18 protein-coding genes are annotated in these 15,056 nt (G+C 55.4%); 16 read left to right on the plus strand and 2 right to left on the minus strand.

The genetic code is table 11. The features are described 5' to 3' along the window. Positions 1 to 301: 301 nt before the first annotated feature. The 16 genes from OGM81_02190 (at position 302) to OGM81_02265 (ending at position 13,980) form a co-directional block, all read left to right on the plus strand. Positions 302 to 1,081 carry a threonine/serine exporter family protein gene (locus tag OGM81_02190; protein ID UYJ43980.1) on the plus strand — a complete coding sequence of 260 codons (780 nt, stop codon included), beginning with the start codon at positions 302 to 304 and terminating at the stop codon, positions 1,079 to 1,081. 2 nt (positions 1,082 to 1,083) lie between these two features. Continuing rightward, positions 1,084 to 1,554, plus strand: coding sequence for a threonine/serine exporter family protein (locus OGM81_02195; protein UYJ43981.1), 471 nt, complete (start codon positions 1,084 to 1,086; stop codon positions 1,552 to 1,554). Between the two features lie 10 nt (positions 1,555 to 1,564). Next, on the plus strand, positions 1,565 to 2,557 hold the full coding sequence (locus OGM81_02200; GenBank protein UYJ43982.1) for a LacI family transcriptional regulator: 993 nt from the start codon (positions 1,565 to 1,567) through the stop codon (positions 2,555 to 2,557). A 225-nt stretch (positions 2,558 to 2,782) separates the two neighbouring features. Beyond that, complete coding sequence (locus OGM81_02205) at positions 2,783 to 2,947, plus strand: hypothetical protein (GenBank protein ID UYJ43983.1); 165 nt, start codon at positions 2,783 to 2,785, stop codon at positions 2,945 to 2,947. Positions 2,948 to 3,025: 78 nt separating this feature from the next. After that, on the plus strand, positions 3,026 to 3,988 hold the full coding sequence (locus OGM81_02210; GenBank protein UYJ43984.1) for a hypothetical protein: 963 nt from the start codon (positions 3,026 to 3,028) through the stop codon (positions 3,986 to 3,988). A gap of 35 nt (positions 3,989 to 4,023) precedes the next feature. Further along, the gene (locus OGM81_02215) at positions 4,024 to 5,313 is read left to right on the plus strand and encodes an aminotransferase class V-fold PLP-dependent enzyme (GenBank protein ID UYJ43985.1); all 1,290 of its coding nucleotides are present in this window, start codon (positions 4,024 to 4,026) and stop codon (positions 5,311 to 5,313) included. 101 nt (positions 5,314 to 5,414) lie between these two features. Continuing rightward, positions 5,415 to 6,614, plus strand: coding sequence for an ABC transporter substrate-binding protein (locus OGM81_02220; protein UYJ43986.1), 1,200 nt, complete (start codon positions 5,415 to 5,417; stop codon positions 6,612 to 6,614). Between the two features lie 96 nt (positions 6,615 to 6,710). Then, on the plus strand, positions 6,711 to 7,580 hold the full coding sequence (locus OGM81_02225; GenBank protein UYJ43987.1) for a branched-chain amino acid ABC transporter permease: 870 nt from the start codon (positions 6,711 to 6,713) through the stop codon (positions 7,578 to 7,580). Between the two features lie 13 nt (positions 7,581 to 7,593). Then, complete coding sequence (locus OGM81_02230) at positions 7,594 to 8,577, plus strand: branched-chain amino acid ABC transporter permease (GenBank protein ID UYJ43988.1); 984 nt, start codon at positions 7,594 to 7,596, stop codon at positions 8,575 to 8,577. Between the two features lie 5 nt (positions 8,578 to 8,582). Continuing rightward, positions 8,583 to 9,353, plus strand: a complete 771-nt coding sequence (locus OGM81_02235) for an ABC transporter ATP-binding protein (GenBank protein UYJ43989.1) — start codon at positions 8,583 to 8,585, stop codon at positions 9,351 to 9,353. Next, positions 9,353 to 10,081 carry an ABC transporter ATP-binding protein gene (locus tag OGM81_02240; GenBank protein ID UYJ43990.1) on the plus strand — a complete coding sequence of 243 codons (729 nt, stop codon included), beginning with the start codon at positions 9,353 to 9,355 and terminating at the stop codon, positions 10,079 to 10,081. Before OGM81_02235 ends, OGM81_02240 begins: the two co-directional genes overlap by 1 nt. Before the next feature lie 6 nt (positions 10,082 to 10,087). Beyond that, positions 10,088 to 10,987 (plus strand): hypothetical protein, encoded by a 900-nt coding sequence (locus OGM81_02245; GenBank protein UYJ43991.1) that lies wholly within the window; start codon positions 10,088 to 10,090, stop codon positions 10,985 to 10,987. A gap of 26 nt (positions 10,988 to 11,013) precedes the next feature. Then, positions 11,014 to 11,259: a polya polymerase gene (locus OGM81_02250; protein ID UYJ43992.1), complete on the plus strand. Its 246-nt coding sequence runs from the start codon at positions 11,014 to 11,016 to the stop codon at positions 11,257 to 11,259. 251 nt (positions 11,260 to 11,510) lie between these two features. Further along, positions 11,511 to 12,446: a DUF1848 domain-containing protein gene (locus OGM81_02255; GenBank protein ID UYJ43993.1), complete on the plus strand. Its 936-nt coding sequence runs from the start codon at positions 11,511 to 11,513 to the stop codon at positions 12,444 to 12,446. Positions 12,447 to 12,573: 127 nt separating this feature from the next. Next, positions 12,574 to 13,086 carry a nitroreductase family protein gene (locus OGM81_02260; GenBank protein UYJ43994.1) on the plus strand — a complete coding sequence of 171 codons (513 nt, stop codon included), beginning with the start codon at positions 12,574 to 12,576 and terminating at the stop codon, positions 13,084 to 13,086. A 501-nt stretch (positions 13,087 to 13,587) separates the two neighbouring features. Further along, positions 13,588 to 13,980: a hypothetical protein gene (locus tag OGM81_02265; protein UYJ43995.1), complete on the plus strand. Its 393-nt coding sequence runs from the start codon at positions 13,588 to 13,590 to the stop codon at positions 13,978 to 13,980. A 107-nt stretch (positions 13,981 to 14,087) separates the two neighbouring features. On the opposite strand, the gene OGM81_02270 is transcribed toward OGM81_02265, so the two are convergent. Both OGM81_02270 and fabZ read right to left on the minus strand, forming a co-directional pair. Continuing rightward, positions 14,088 to 14,531, minus strand: a complete 444-nt coding sequence (locus tag OGM81_02270) for a MarR family transcriptional regulator (GenBank protein ID UYJ43996.1) — start codon at positions 14,529 to 14,531, stop codon at positions 14,088 to 14,090. A gap of 64 nt (positions 14,532 to 14,595) precedes the next feature. Then, entirely contained in the window at positions 14,596 to 15,054 is a 459-nt protein-coding gene (gene fabZ / locus OGM81_02275) for a 3-hydroxyacyl-ACP dehydratase FabZ (protein ID UYJ43997.1), read from the minus strand. Positions 15,055 to 15,056 lie beyond the last annotated feature (2 nt).

Genomic DNA, 15,056 nt, shown 5'->3' on the forward strand with positions numbered 1-15,056 from the left:
CAGCATTGCTTTTTTCCAACATCCCCTGTACCTGAGCGATTTTTCTTACTTTGGATGACTGAATCGTATGCTTTTTTGCGCATATGATTTTTTATTCGCTGTAAAATCAGAGAAAAATTTGGGTTTTTTCTATTGACACGAGTAACCATCGTGTGTATGATAGTAACAACGGAGATGACAGGGCAGATTCCACCGAAAGCGGCACGGCCCAGAAACGTCCGGCAACGGCGAGACCTCACCGATGACGGCAGTTTCTGCAAGGCAGATCCTATACGATATCGACAGGGGGCAGAGGCAAGCGATGTATGCAATCAACGCGCAAAATAACGCACGGGCAACAGAATGTTTGACATGCGCCCTGGATGCCGGTGAGCTGCTGCTGGCATACGGTGCCGAGGTCAGCCGGGTGGAGGATACCATCCAACGGCTTGAGCATGTGTGCGGCTTTGACCTGGTGGATGTTTTTACGATTACATCCAGCATTGTGTCAACCGTACGCTTGCCGGACGGCGGGAGCATCACCCAAAGCCGCCGTATCAAGGCACGTGTCACCAATTTAGGCCGGGTAGCCAACATCAACGCCCTCTCCCGCCGGTTCTGCGCCGGGGCTCTTACGCTGGCTGAATTCCGCACAGCCTTGCAGGCCATCCGGGACGAGCGCCCGACTCCTGCCTGGCAAGAGCTTTTGCTCTACATGGTCATCTCGTTTTCGCTGTCCATCTTTTTCGGCGGCAATCTGGCCGATGGCATCGCGGCGTCCCTTTCCGGCATGGTGCTGTTTGCCATGATACGCATGAGCACCACCTTGCAGATGAACAGTCTGCTGCAGACCGCTATCTGCAGTGCGGTCACAGCGCTGGCGGTGCTGCTGTTGGTGAGGGCCGGCATCGGCGTCCACCCGGACAAGATCATGATCGGCAACATTATGCTGGTCATTCCCGGCATCCAGCTGACCACCTCGCTGCGGGATATGATCAATGGTGATACCATCAGCGGTCTTTTGAACCTGAGCGAGGCCGTTCTGAAAGCGATCTCGGTAGCACTGGGCTTTTCCCTTGTGCTGCTGGCGGGAGGTGTGTAAGGTTGCAGGCAGAAATTATCCAAACCGCCATGGGCGTAGTCGGGTCCCTCGGGTTCGCCCTGCTGTTTGGGATACGCGGCACAAAGCCGCTGGGCTGCATCGCCCTGGGCAGCGGCATCGGCTGGGTGGTTTATCTGGTCAGCGTGGCAGGCGGACACGGAAAAGCCTTTGGCATGCTGGCTTCCAGTTTGGTCATTGCTATTTGCAGCGAAGCCACGGCCCGCCTTATCAAAACGCCGGTCATTCTGCTGTTGGTTCCGATGCTGATTCCGGAAATTCCCGGTGGTGACCTGTATTATACGATGTACAGCTTAATCGAGGGCGACTCCGCCAAATTTGCATCCCTGCTCCAGCTGGTGCTGGCCGAAGCCGGTGCCATTGCGCTGGGCATTATCCTGGCCTCCTACGCGGCAGGCCTCATCAACAATATCTACCGGCATGTGCGCCCCTGTGCGCACAGCCCCCACAAGTAAGGAAAAGAGTATGGGCAAGAACGCAACCCGAAATGACGTAGCCAAGCTGGCGGGGGTCTCCCCTGCTGTGGTATCCTACGTCATCAATAAGACCAAGTTCGTCAGCGAGGAAAAGACCCAGGCTGTGCTGGACGCCATCAAGGAATTGAACTATCAGCCCAACCTGTATGCCCGCAGCCTGAAAACCAACCGCTCGATGCAGATCGCGTTTGTGTGCGACAACCTGCGCAACGACTGGCTGGAGATTGCCGAGAAAAAGCTGGACAAGTTGGGATACAATGTTTCCCACTGCTACAGCCGTGACGGCGACGATTTTATCCAATCGCTGATTTCCGGCCGGTATGATGCCGTGTTCATGCTGTCCAACCGCTACAAAGCCGTGCAGCTGAACCGCATTGCCGAGGCTGGCATCCCGGTGGTGCTGTACAAAACACGGGAATACAGTCATCTGGAGCCAAATATCGTTGCGGTAGCGCCCAACCTGTACAGCGGCGTGGAAAAGACTGTCAACTATCTGGTGTTCCGCGGGCATCGGCGCATTTTGTTTGTGCCGCCGCTGCGCTACAATATGTATATCACCCGCGGCTACCGTGAGCGCGGCTACCGCGATGCGCTGGAAGTCAACGGCATCCCCTATGATGAGCGCTATGTCTGCACCAATGCGGACACGATGGAGGGTGTGCTGTCCCATGTGTTTGACATGGTTTTCAGCAAAAGCAAGGACGAGCGCGCCACTGCCATTATTGCGGGCAATGATTTCATCGCTGCATCCATCATGCAGTACGTGAAAAAGCTGGGCATGAAGATCCCCGATGATCTGGCTGTAGTAGGCACCGACAATACCTATATTGCCGAGATGGTCTCCCCCACACTGACCAGCATTGATTTTTCCAAGGAAGATTTCTCCCAAAAGCTGGTAGATACCCTGATGGCCCTGCTGCGGGGCGAGAAAGCGCAGGACCAGTTTCTGCCGGTCTCCCTCTGCGTGCGCGAGAGCGCCTGATGCCAGCCTTTATTATCGCCAATACCCTTTATTCTCCTTCTCACATAGAATTACGGCAGGCAGCGGCCTTGTGGACCTCAGGACAGTCCACGGGGCCGCTGCCTGTTTCTTCATACGGAAAAGCGCCCTGGCTTGACACGTGTAACCGCAATGCAGGCCGGTTTTAGCTACAACTTGCACAAATAACGACCTGCAAAGTTGTAAGAACAGCTGAAAGCACGCGAAATGGCAAAAAAATCGCAAAAAAGTATTTACACGCGTAACCGCATGTGCTATCATACAGACAACAAAAACACAGACACCCCACCAGATAACAAAAAAGGAGGTACAGATTTTAAAGAATTGTTTAAACGCCACCCCGAAAAAGTAAGAAAAGCTTTTTCCGAATAAAAGTTACACGAGACACTACAAAACACATGAAATAGACTGAATGAGGAAACAGTCCACGCTTGAAAGGAGCACAACACCATGGCTAAGAAAATTTACGAAGCTTGCCGCCGTCTTCTCACCACCTGTGCTAACTGCCAGCCCAATGAGAACATCTTGATCGTTACCGATACCGACAGCCTGGAGATCGGCATGGCCCTGTGGGATGCCGCCGAGGAGTTCCCCAAAAAGACGATGGTCATGATGGAACCCCGCAAGATGCACGGTGAAGAGCCCACCCCGCTGGTAGCCGCCGCTATGCTGAAAGCCGATGTCATCTTTCGCGCCACCAAGTTTAGCCTGTCCCACAGCCACGCACGCCGCGATGCATGCGCTGCCGGTGCACGCGATCTGAACTGCTGTGATTACAGCATTGAGATGCTGGAGCACGGCGGCCTGTACACCGACTTTGAGGCTGACCGCAAATACGTTGACCAGCTGTTGAAGTCCATGGCTGACGGCGACCAGGTCCATATCACCTCCGAGGCCGGCACTGACTACTACGCCAGTATCAAGGGCCACAAACTCTTCCCGCAGTACGGCATGGTCCGCAACCCCGGCGAGACCTGCTCTCCCCCGGACATTGAGATGGCCTCCGGCGCAATGCCCGGCACCGCCCACGGCAAAATCGTCGTTGACGGCAGCATCACCCACCCGGCTATGGGTGTTCTGAAAGAGCCCATCACCATCTACGTCGAGAACAGCTTTGTCACCAAGATCGAGGGCGGCGAAGAAGCCAAGCGCTTTGCTGAGGAGCTGGCCAAGGTCGGTGACCCCCGCATGTACCGCATCGGCGAGATCGGCATCGGCCTGAACCCGGATGCTTCCCTGTGCGGCCGTATGCTGGAAGATGAAGGTTGCAGCGGCTACGTACACTGCGCCCTGGGCAACAACGAGACCGACAATCAGGATTTCATCCTGCACATTGATATGATGTTCAAGGATCCCACCATCGAGCTGGATGGCAAGGTGATCTTCGACCACGGCGAAGTCGTTTTTGACTGATCCGCCCCGAACTACAACGAAATGAGGCAAAAAACATGAGCGAAATTAACGATATCATCAAGAACGGCCAGCTGATGCCGGCCGACCTGACCGCCCAGATCCGCGATAAATACTACCACGTGGACGTGGACCCCTTCACCAAGAGCAAGCGCCTGTTCTTTGATAACTCCGGCGGTTCCTTCCGCCTGAAGGACGCCAGCGAAGCTTTCCGCAATGTGGACGACCTGCCCAACTGCGGCGGCCACGGCGGTGCCGCTTCTGATTATCTGGACAGCCTGCGCACCCAGGCCTGCAAGGATATCTCCACGATGTTCAACGCCGAGGGCGGCTGCATCGCCACTTCGATGACCGCTTCCATCATCGTTTTCGATGTTTCCGAGGCCATCATCGCCAACGTGCCCGGCACCAACGTCGTCACCACCGAGCTGGAGCATCCCTCCGCTTTCGATGGCTGCGCCGTCCCCGCTGAGAAGTACGGTAAGGAACTGCGTGTTGCCAAGACCAACCCCCGCACCGGCACCATCGACCCGATGGATGTCGTCAAGCTGGTCGACAAGGACACCTGCCTGTTGAGCGTCATCATGACCTCCAACATCACCGGCGCCGTCCTGGATATCGAGACCATCGCCCGTGAAGCCCGTAAGATCAAGCCTGATCTGTTCATCATCTGCGATTCCGTCCAGCACACTCCCCACGGTCTGACCGATATGAAAGCCTGGGGCCTGGATTGCGTCAACTTCGCTCCCTACAAGTTCGGCGGTGCCCGCGGCTTGGGCGTTGGCTGGCTGAGCGACCGCGTTATGAACCTGCCCCACCGCAAGCTCATCCGCGAGAAGCAGAGCAACTGGGAAATGGGCGGCTGCGCCCCCGGTATGTACGCCATGCTGAGCGCCATCTTCAACTACGTCTGCTGGATCGGCGAGCACTTCACCGACTCCCAGGACCGCCGCACCCTCTATGTTGAGGGCATGAACCGCATCATGCTGCACGAGCGTGCCCTGCTGTACCGCCTGCTGCACGGCTCTGATGAGGTCAAGGGCCTGCTGGACCTCGAGGGCGTCAACGTCGCTGTTGAAATGCCCGACCTGACCCAGCGCGATCTGATCGTTCCCATTGTCTTTGACAAGCTCACCTGCGAGCAGGCATCCCGCGCTTATGAGAAAGCCGGTGTGGTCGTCCACGAGCGTACCGACGCCAGCCTCTACTCTGCACGTCAGGTCAACTCCATCAACCAGCACGGCATCGTTCGTATCTCCCCGCTGCACTGCCACACCTACGAGGACATCGACGAGTTCCTGAAGATCACTGCCGAGATCGCAAAATAACAGCTTGCGGTAACAACCCACGAGCAAACCCTTATCATTCGGAGGGGGCGTGCATGCAAGCATGCCCCCTCTTTTCTCTACAATGAAAGGATAGACTAACTATGAAAAAGACAATGGCTTGGATCATGGCCGCGGCCATGTGCCTTACCGCAACTGCCTGCGGCAGCACGGCTTCCTCCACTGCTTCTACTGCCGGTTCCACTGCTGCCGGTACTGTTGAATCTTCCAGCGTCGAAGGCGCTTTCAACCTGGGCCTGATCTGCCCGCTGTCCGGCTCCTCTGCCGTGTCCGGCCAGATCATGCAGAACGCTACCAAGATGGCCGTTGACGAGATCAACGCCGCTGGCGGCATCAATGGCACCATCCCCATCAACCTCGTTTCCGTCGATGATGAAGGTGTGCCTGCCACCTCCGTGACCGCCATGCAGAAGCTGGTGGAGCAGGACAAGGTCAACGCCGTTATCGGCGCGCAGGCTTCTTCCTGCACCCTGGCCAACATGGAGATCACCAAGGCCGCCAAGATTCCCCAGATCACCCCTGCTTCCTCCAACGTTGCTGTCACCCAGAGCGGCAACGACTACATCTACCAGCTGACCGCCACCGATGAGCTGCATATGCGCAACGTCATGGGCTACATGGTCGATGAAAACAACGCCAAGACTTTCGCCATCCTGTACGAGTCCTCCGACTTCGGCACCGGTGGTTTCAAGATTGCCAGCACCGTCTGCGATGACTTCGGCCTGGAAATGGTAGACAGCGAAGTCTACAACTCCGGCGACACCGACTTCTCCGTGCCCCTGGGCAAGATCAAGCAGGCCAATCCTGACTTTGTTATCTTCTGGGGCTATCACACCGAGGTTGCTATGATCTGCCGCCAGATGCAGCAGTACGGCATCGACCTGCCCTGCATCGGCCAGGGCTACAACTCTCCCGAGCTGACCAACCTGGGCGGTGACGCTGTCAACGGCGTGATGATCTCCACCGCGTTTGATGCTGCCAACCCCGATGAAAAGGTCCAGGAATTCGACAAGAAGTACAACGAGCTGTACGGCGGCGGCTACGACCAGAACGCCCCGCAGTCTTACGATGCTGTGTACATCATCAAGGATGCTGTCGAGCGCTGCATTGCTGACGGCAAGGACTACACCGACGGCGAGACCCTGAACAGCTACATCGGCAATACCCAGTGGCAGGGTGCCACCGGCCTGACCACCTTTGATGAGAACGGCCGTATGGACAAGGACCTGCTGGTCATCGCCATCGAGAACGGCGAGCATGTCATTGTGAAGAATTACAACTAATTTGGTAGAGCAGATTTTATAAGAGAAGCGCTGGCGGGCGCCAGCCGCCCAAACCAGCGCTTCTCTTTTTCTTATTAAAAACGGAGGTAGCACAAGATGCTGTTTCAACAGATATTGAATGGTCTGACAAACGGCAGCCTGTATGCGCTGATGGCAGTCGGTGTTACGATGGTGTACAAATCCCTCGGCATGCTGAACTTTGCCCACGGCGACATTATGATGGTCGGCACGTTTATCACCCTTACTTTTATTACCAAACTGGGTCTCCCCTTTTATGTATCGGTGCCTCTGGGCATCATCTGCGCCGCAGGTCTCGGCTTCTTGCTGGAGCGCGTGATCCTGCGCAAGGTCAAATTTTCTTCGTTCGTCAACCTGCTGATCGCAACGGTCGGCGTTTCCTACGTGCTGCGCAATGCGTCCATGGTCATCTGGGGCACCAACCCGCAGCTGTTCCCCAGCATGTTCCCCTCGGAACTGATCGAAATTGGCGAGTTCCGCATCACCCCGCAGTCTATCGGCATTATCATCATCTCGCTGGCTATCATCACCGGCCTGCATTTCTTCTTTACCAAAGTCAAGATCGGCAAGTGCATGCAGCTTGCCAACTCTGACCCTGAGGGCGCTGCCATGATGGGTGTCAACGTCACCTACATGCGCTTCCTCACTTTTGGTATCAGCGCGGCACTGGCCTGCATTGCCGGTGTCATGATTGCCCCGCTGACCTACGCCCGTGTTGACATGAGCGCCACCATCGGTATGAAAGCCTTCGCCGCTGCTATCCTTGGCGGTATCGGCAACCTGTGGGGTGCCTTGCTGGGCGGCATCATCCTGGGCATCGTCGAAGCCGTTGGCTCGGCCTACATCTCCACTGCCTACCGTGATGCATTCTCGTTCATCATCCTGTTCATCGTCCTGTTTGTCAAGCCCACCGGCCTGCTGAACAAGAAGATCGAAAACAAACTGTAAGGAGGGCTTTATCATGACGAGAACCAAGAAAAGCGCTGCTCTCCTGAAAATTCTGGTGATCGCAGCGATTTTGATCCTGCTGCCGATCGTCACCCCAAACATGTATATCATGCAGATCATTAACATGATCGGTATCTATATCATCCTGGGCATTGGCATCAACGTGCTGACTGGCTACACCGGCCAGCTGTCCCTGGGCCAGGCCGCATTCTTCGGCATCGGCGCTTACACCGCCGCGTTGATGAACACCCGCGCCGGGCTGCAGTTTATCCCCTGCCTGCTGGGTTCTGTGGTCGTTACCGCGTTCTTCGGCGTGGTTCTGGCCATCCCCGCTCTGAAAGTCAAAGGTTCCTACCTGGCCCTGCTGACCATGGGCTTCGGCGAAGTGGTCCGCATTGTAATGATCAACTGGACCCCCGTCACCAACGGCACCGCCGGTGTGCTGGGTATCCAGAGCCCCGTCATCTTCGGCTTTTCCTTTGACACACTGAAGAAATACTACTTCCTCATCCTCCTGTTTGTGCTGCTGGGTCTGGCCTATGAGAGCATCATCATCCGCACCCGCACCGGCCGCGCTTTTATCGCCATCCGCGAAGATAACGAAGCGGCCGAGCTGACCGGCATCGACGTCACTGCTTACAAAATCAAGGCGTTCGTTCTTAGCGCTGTCTACTGCGGCGTCGCCGGCTGCCTGTACGCCATGATGATCAAGTACGTCAGCCCCGATACCTTCGTATCCAACACTTCCAGCGTTATCCTGTGGACTGCCATCGTCGGCGGCTTCGGCACCGTTATCGGCCCCGTCCTCGGTGGTATCATCATGCAGGTCCTGCCCGAAGCGCTGCGCTTCCTGGGTGACTGGCGTCTGGTCGTCTACGGTGTGATTTTGCTGGTCGTCATTCTGCGCTTCCCCGGCGGCCTGTATCCCTACATCAAGCGTTTTATCGTCAGCCATAGTAAAAAACAGCCTCAAGCGGCGGAACAGAAAGAGGGGTGAGCAGAATGGCGATCCTGGAACTGAAAGACGTAACCAAAAAGTTCGGCGGCCTGACGGCTGTTGACGGCGTGAACCTGAAAGTGGAGGAAAACCAGATCTGCGCCCTGATCGGCCCCAACGGTGCCGGTAAAACCACTGTGTTCAACATGATCACCGGTGCATATCAGGTCACCAGCGGCGATGTGATCTTTAACGGCGAAAGTATCTGCGGTAAAAAACCGCACCAAATCGTGGAAAAGGGAATTGCCCGTACTTTCCAGAATATCCGCCTGTTCAAGTCTGCCACAGTGCTGGAAAACGTCATGACCGGCTTCCACTGCAAGACCAAGACCGGCATGTTCAACGTTATCTTCAACTACCGCAAGTGTATGCAGGAAGAAGCCGAGTGCCGCGAAAAGGCGCTGGAGATTCTGCGCTTCCTGGGGCTTGAGGACGTCAAGGACCTCGAAGCCCGCAACATCCCTTACGGTCACCAGCGTCTGCTGGAGATCGGCCGCGCGCTGGCTACCTCGCCCAAGCTGCTGCTGCTGGACGAGCCTGCCGCCGGCATGAACTCGCAGGAGAAGAAAGAACTGGTCAACACCATCCGTAAAATCCGTGACACCTATCATCTGGCCGTCCTGCTGGTCGAGCATGATATGGAATTGGTCATGGGCATCTCTGAAAACATTACGGTCATCAACTTCGGCCGCCCCATTGCCTGCGGCACGGCCGAGGAGATCCAGAGCAACAACGATGTTATTGAAGCCTACTTGGGAAGGAGCGACGATGAATAATGGCTGAGAATATCATGAAGATCACCAACCTGTCTTCTTCCTACGGCAACATCAAAGCCCTGAAAAGCATCGATATTGAAATCAATAAAGGCGAGATTGTCTCGCTGCTGGGTGCCAACGGCGCCGGCAAGTCCACCCTGATGAAATCCATCCTGGGCATGGTCCATATCGATGAGGGCAGCATCCTGTACAAAGGCCAGGAACTGGTTGGCAAAAAGAGCCACGAGATCGTACCCATGGGCATTTCTCTGGTGCCCGAGGGCCGCAAGATCTTTATTGAACTGTCGGTCGAAAAGAACCTGGAGATTGGCACCTTCTTCCGCAAACGTCCCCCGGAGCGTGATAAGGAACTGCTGGACATGGTCTACAAGGTGTTTCCCCGTCTGTACGAGCGTCGCAACCAGCTGGGCGGCACCCTCTCCGGCGGCGAACAGCAGATGCTGGCCGTGGGCCGTGCCATCATGTCCGACCCCGAACTGCTGATGCTGGATGAACCCTCCATGGGCCTGGCCCCGCTGGTCATCGCCGAGGTATTCCAGGTCATCAAGAAAGTCAACGAGATGGGCATTACCGTCCTGCTGGTCGAGCAGAACGCCAAGCAGGCCTTGAAGATCAGTGACCGCGCTTACCTGATGAACACCGGCAAGATCGTCGTGGCCGGTACCGGCGACGACTTCCTGAAGGGCGACGTGCTGACCAGCGTTTACCTGGGCGGCAAAAAGGAGTGACCCGCTATGAAACTGGAAAATATCAAACTGAACCTGGACACCGAACTGGTGTTGAACGTAGGCGACCCCATTGGCAAGACCAATGCGCCCCGCTGCTACAATAAGCTGTTTGAGCGGTTGCATATGAACGCCATCATGCTGCCCTGCGAGATCAAGAAGGGCGAGCTGCCCAAGCTGTTGGATGCCTGCCGCCTGATGGGTATTCACTACCTCTGCCCCACAATGCCCCATAAGAGCGACTTCGTGGATCTGCTGGACGATGTGGACGAGACTTCCAAGCTGTTCCACTCGGTCAACGCCATCCGTCTGGATGAAAACGGCAGCCACGGTTCCGGCATGGACGGCAAGGGCGCTGTCAAGGCCATGGAGGAGGGCGGTGCCAAGCTGAACGGCATCAACGCCCTGCTCTACGGTGCAGGCGGTATCAGCGGCGTGACTGCTTTTGAACTGGCCCAGAGCGGCGTGAAGAAGCTGTATATTGCTAACCGCACTCCCGAAAAGGCGGAGAAGATTGCCCGCCTGGTCAACGAGCACACCGCTGCCACGGCAGAGGTCATTGGCACCGATGCAGCTGCACTGGACAAGGCTGCTGAAAGCTGCGAACTGTTCGCCAACCTGACCCCGCTGGGCATGAAGGGCTTTGACAAAAAGCACGATTACCTGGGCTTTATTGACCGCATGCCCAAGACGGCCACCGTCTTTGACTGCGTTATCAACCCGCCCCTGTCCGAGACCATCACCGCCGCCCGCACCGCTGGCCTGAACACCGTGCCCGGCATGCGGATGCTGGTGGCCCAGATGGATGTGATCTTCAAGTTCCTGTTCAACCAGACCGTCACCGGTGCGGACAAGCAGGCCTGCATTGAAGAGCTGTGCAACTACCTGGGTGTGCCCTCGAACTTTTGATTGCTGATTCAGGAGGTTTATACGCTATGACTCTGGAAAACATCTCCAACATCGACGGGCTGTTCGCCGTCATCAATCAGTGCACCGGCAACGTGGAACTGATCTCTGACGAGGGCGACTGCATCAACCTGAAGTCCCGCCTGGCCCAGTACATGACCGTGGCCGGTGCTTTCTCCGATGGTTACATCCGCAGCCTACGCCTGCGCGTTGAGAAAGACGAGGACAAGGTCCGCATCTTTGACTTCATTCTCAGCGGTGAGGCCGAGAAGTAATTTTCGCCATTCTCTCCATACGTTCTATATTGCAAAGGCCGCCGCGTCCTGCTCCCCCAGCAGGCTGCGGCGGTCTTTGTTTTTTCTCGTAAAAAATGTATAGGGGCATAATTTGGTTTTTAAAAGTATATCACAGCGGATTTCTGCGTTTTCCGTTTCTTGTATGTCCAAATCGTTATTCTTTTAAATTTGCCTTTTGCGCCTGCGGGGGTGTATACTGGGGTTGGGAGAACCACAGGGGGGGTGTTGGGATGATTTTGCAGACAGGGTTTCGCACGGATATCCCGGCATTTTACAGTGAGTGGTTTGCCAACCGGCTGCGGGCCGGGTATGTGCTGGTACGCAACCCCTACAACCCCCAGGCTGTGACGCGGTACGAGCTGAACCCGGACATGGTGGATTTGATCGGCTTCTGCACCAAAAATCCCGCGCCGATGCTGCCGAAGATGGATCTGCTGCGTTCCTATGGGCAGTACTGGTTCGTCACCATCACACCCTATGGGCCTGAGATTGAGCCGCATGTGCCGCCGAAAGAGACCGTACTGTGTGATTTTGTTGCCTTATCCGAGATTGTCGGCCCGGACAGCATCGGCTGGCGGTATGACCCGATTTTTCTTTCCGACACCTATACGGTTGAACGCCACATTCAGGAGTTCACCCGCATGGCAGCGGTTCTGGCCGGGCACACCCACACCTGCGTTATCAGCTTTATTGATCTGTACGAGAAAGTGCGGCGCAATTTTCCGCAGGTGCAGGGTGTCTCCCGTGCCGACCGGCTCACGCTGGGCAAGGCTTTTGTGGAGATTGGGCGGCAGTACGGCCTTACGATACGTCCCTGTGCCGAGGGAGACGAACTGGCCCCTTATGGCGCGGATTGCGGCGGCTGCATGACCCAGCAGATTTTTGAAACCGCACTGCATCGTCGCCTGCACCTGCCGCCGGGTAAAAACTCCCGCAAAGAGTGCGCCTGCTTTATGACCGCCGACATCGGCGCATACAACACCTGTGGCCACCTGTGCCGCTACTGCTACGCCAACTACAGCAAGGAGCTGGTGGCGCAGAATATGCGGCAGCATGACCCGCAGTCCCCTTTTTTAATAGGGCACAGCCTGCCGGGCGATGTCATCCACCAGGCGCAGCAGGAAAGCTGGGTGGAGAATCAGCTTTCGCTGTTTGATCTTTTATAAAACCGGAGTGAAGAACAGGTTTCTGCATACACAGCGGGCTTAGCCCATAGAGGGCTGGAAATTTTGCGGCAAAAAGTATATACTTATGGTATGGAATGTCCGCAAAAATGTAAGGGGGAATTCTACCATGGATTTTGCACAGGTGATCAAAGACCGCTATTCCTGCAAGAAGTACGATGGCAAGCCTGTCACAGCAGAGCAACTGAGCAGCATTCTGGAGGCTGGCCGCCTGGCCCCCACCGCCAAGAACCTGCAGGAGCAGCATATTTATGTTGTCCAGTCCGCCGAGGGGCTGGCCAAAATTGACAAGCTCACTCCCTGCCGCTATGGCGCGCCCACAGTGCTGGTAGTGGCCTTTAACAAGGACAGCGTGTTCACCTACCCCGGCGGCAAGCACAGTTCCGGCGCTGAGGATGCCGCCATCGTGGCTACCCACCTGATGCTGGCCGCCACCAATGCCGCGGTAGATAGCTGCTGGATCAACTTCTTCAACCCCGAAGCTGCCGCCAAAGCGCTGGGCCTGCCGGAGAATGAGGAAGTACTGATGCTGCTGGACTTGGGTCATGCTGCTGAGGATGGCAAGCCCCTGCCGAACCACAGTTCCCGCAAAGCGCTCACTGAGACCGTAAGTTACCTTTGATAGAAAGCGCCCATGAAACAGAAAAAGCCAAGGATTTTCCCCATCCTCTAGTAAAATGACTTTCCTACGCCACACATTCAGCTTTTGCCGCATCAGCATCTTTTTGCGCAAAGCGCGCCGAATCACAGAGCGCTTTGCCTTTTTAAAGTGTATTTTCTATTATAGCACGGCTGCATGCTGTGTAAAAGCAGGGCAACAGTTCTGTTTTGTTGATTTTTAATGGGGCTGCGGCTCTTTTTTGTATCACTCTTGTAGCAAAACAGCGATATTTCTATCAAGTAGCTTATGAATTTTTAAAACTCGACAAAAAGCGCTTGCCCTTTTGCGGCGCATATTGTATATTAAATTTCAAATAACAGTGTTTCTTGCACACATTTTATTTTGCTGTGTAACCCTGTTTGCTGTAAGAGCCTTTTTCACAGATTTTCCGACATCTTACAATTTGTTGCTTCCCCCCTTCATTGGGATAGTATAAAAATTTTATTGTTTGGAGGAGTATCTATGTTAATTGTTGTGTTGGTTGTTCTCTGTGTCGCGTCTCTAGCTGCCGCCGAGCTGCAGACCATGCGCCTGCGCACCTTGCAGCAAAAGATGGACGCGCTCCGCCAAAATGTGGAGCATGAGGTTCGCAAGCAGGAGGCACTGTGGCACGACATGGTCCACGACCTGCGCAATCCGGTCGCCTGCATGTATTCGCTGGCCCAGCTCATCCAGGAAAACCGCAACGGCGACCCGGAGCAGCTGAACCACTTTCTGGACGAGATGCACAAATCGTCCTCGAAAGTATTGCAGGTCTTGGCCGACCAGGTACCGCCACCGCCGGATATGAGGGTTGTGTTTGGTGATGCCCCTGCGCCATCGGAGACTGGCGATACGATTGAGCAGAAAAAGTAATAACATACATAAATAATATAAACCCGCCTCTGTCCTGGCCTACCAAAGCCAAACGGGGCGGGTTTATGTTATTGTTGGATCGTAGAGAGATCGTGCGGTTCAAAGTTTTATTTGGGCAGTTGAATCTCCGGCATCAACTCGTCGGAGACGACTTGCAGCATTTCTTCCAGTTTAGCCAGGTCATCGGGGCTGAAGCGCTGTTTAGCGCGCTCCATGACCAGGTGCAGGTAGGAATAGCTGATGTTGTAGTAATCAATGTACTTTTGGGTTGGGCGCAGACGGTATTCGCGTTTGTCGGTAGTAGACCGGATGCGCTCGACATAGCCTTTTTTAACCAGCGAGTTGATCTTATAGGCAGCGTTGGGGGTGGAAAGGTTCATCATGTGGCTGAACTGCGCGATCGTAGGTTCGCCCAATGCCATGATAACTTCCATGCAGAAAGATTCTACAGTCGTCAGCGTAGCTTCGCGGTCCTCGAATCGGCTGAAGATCTGCTTATAGAAATGCAGCTTGAATTTGGTATATACCTGTCCGAATGTCTGGTCCAGCATGGCGAGAATCCCCCTGTAGGTTAATGGCTTTATTATAGCACAATCCACCATGCAAAACCAGCCCTCAGGCATCCGCGAGAACAAACGTTAGTTCGGCGTTGGCCGCGCGCACGCCGTCCACCCAGGCGGTAGCCTTACCGATGCCTACCGGACCATGCTGTTCTACCAGTTCACATTCCAAAGTCAGTACATCGCCGGGCACGACCTGACGGCGGAAGCGGGCGTTTTTCACACCGCCGAACAAGGCGAGCTTTCCACGGTTTTCCGACAGGCTTAATGCGGCCACCGCGCCGGTTTGGGCAAGCGCCTCTAGAATCAGCACGCCGGGCATGACCGGGTGGCCGGGAAAATGCCCCTGAAAAAACGGTTCTGTGCGGGTCACGCATTTGACGCCCCGCGCCCATTGGCCGGGGGTGTAGTCCAAGATTTTATCCACCAAAGCAAACGGGTAACGGTGCGGCAGAATTTTTTCGATCTCAGCCGCCGTCAGGGTCCGGGGCGGTTCATTGGGTGTATAGTTCATCC

The organism is Oscillospiraceae bacterium (assembly GCA_025758045.1).
Taxonomy (GTDB): Bacteria; Bacillota; Clostridia; order Oscillospirales; family Ruminococcaceae; genus Gemmiger.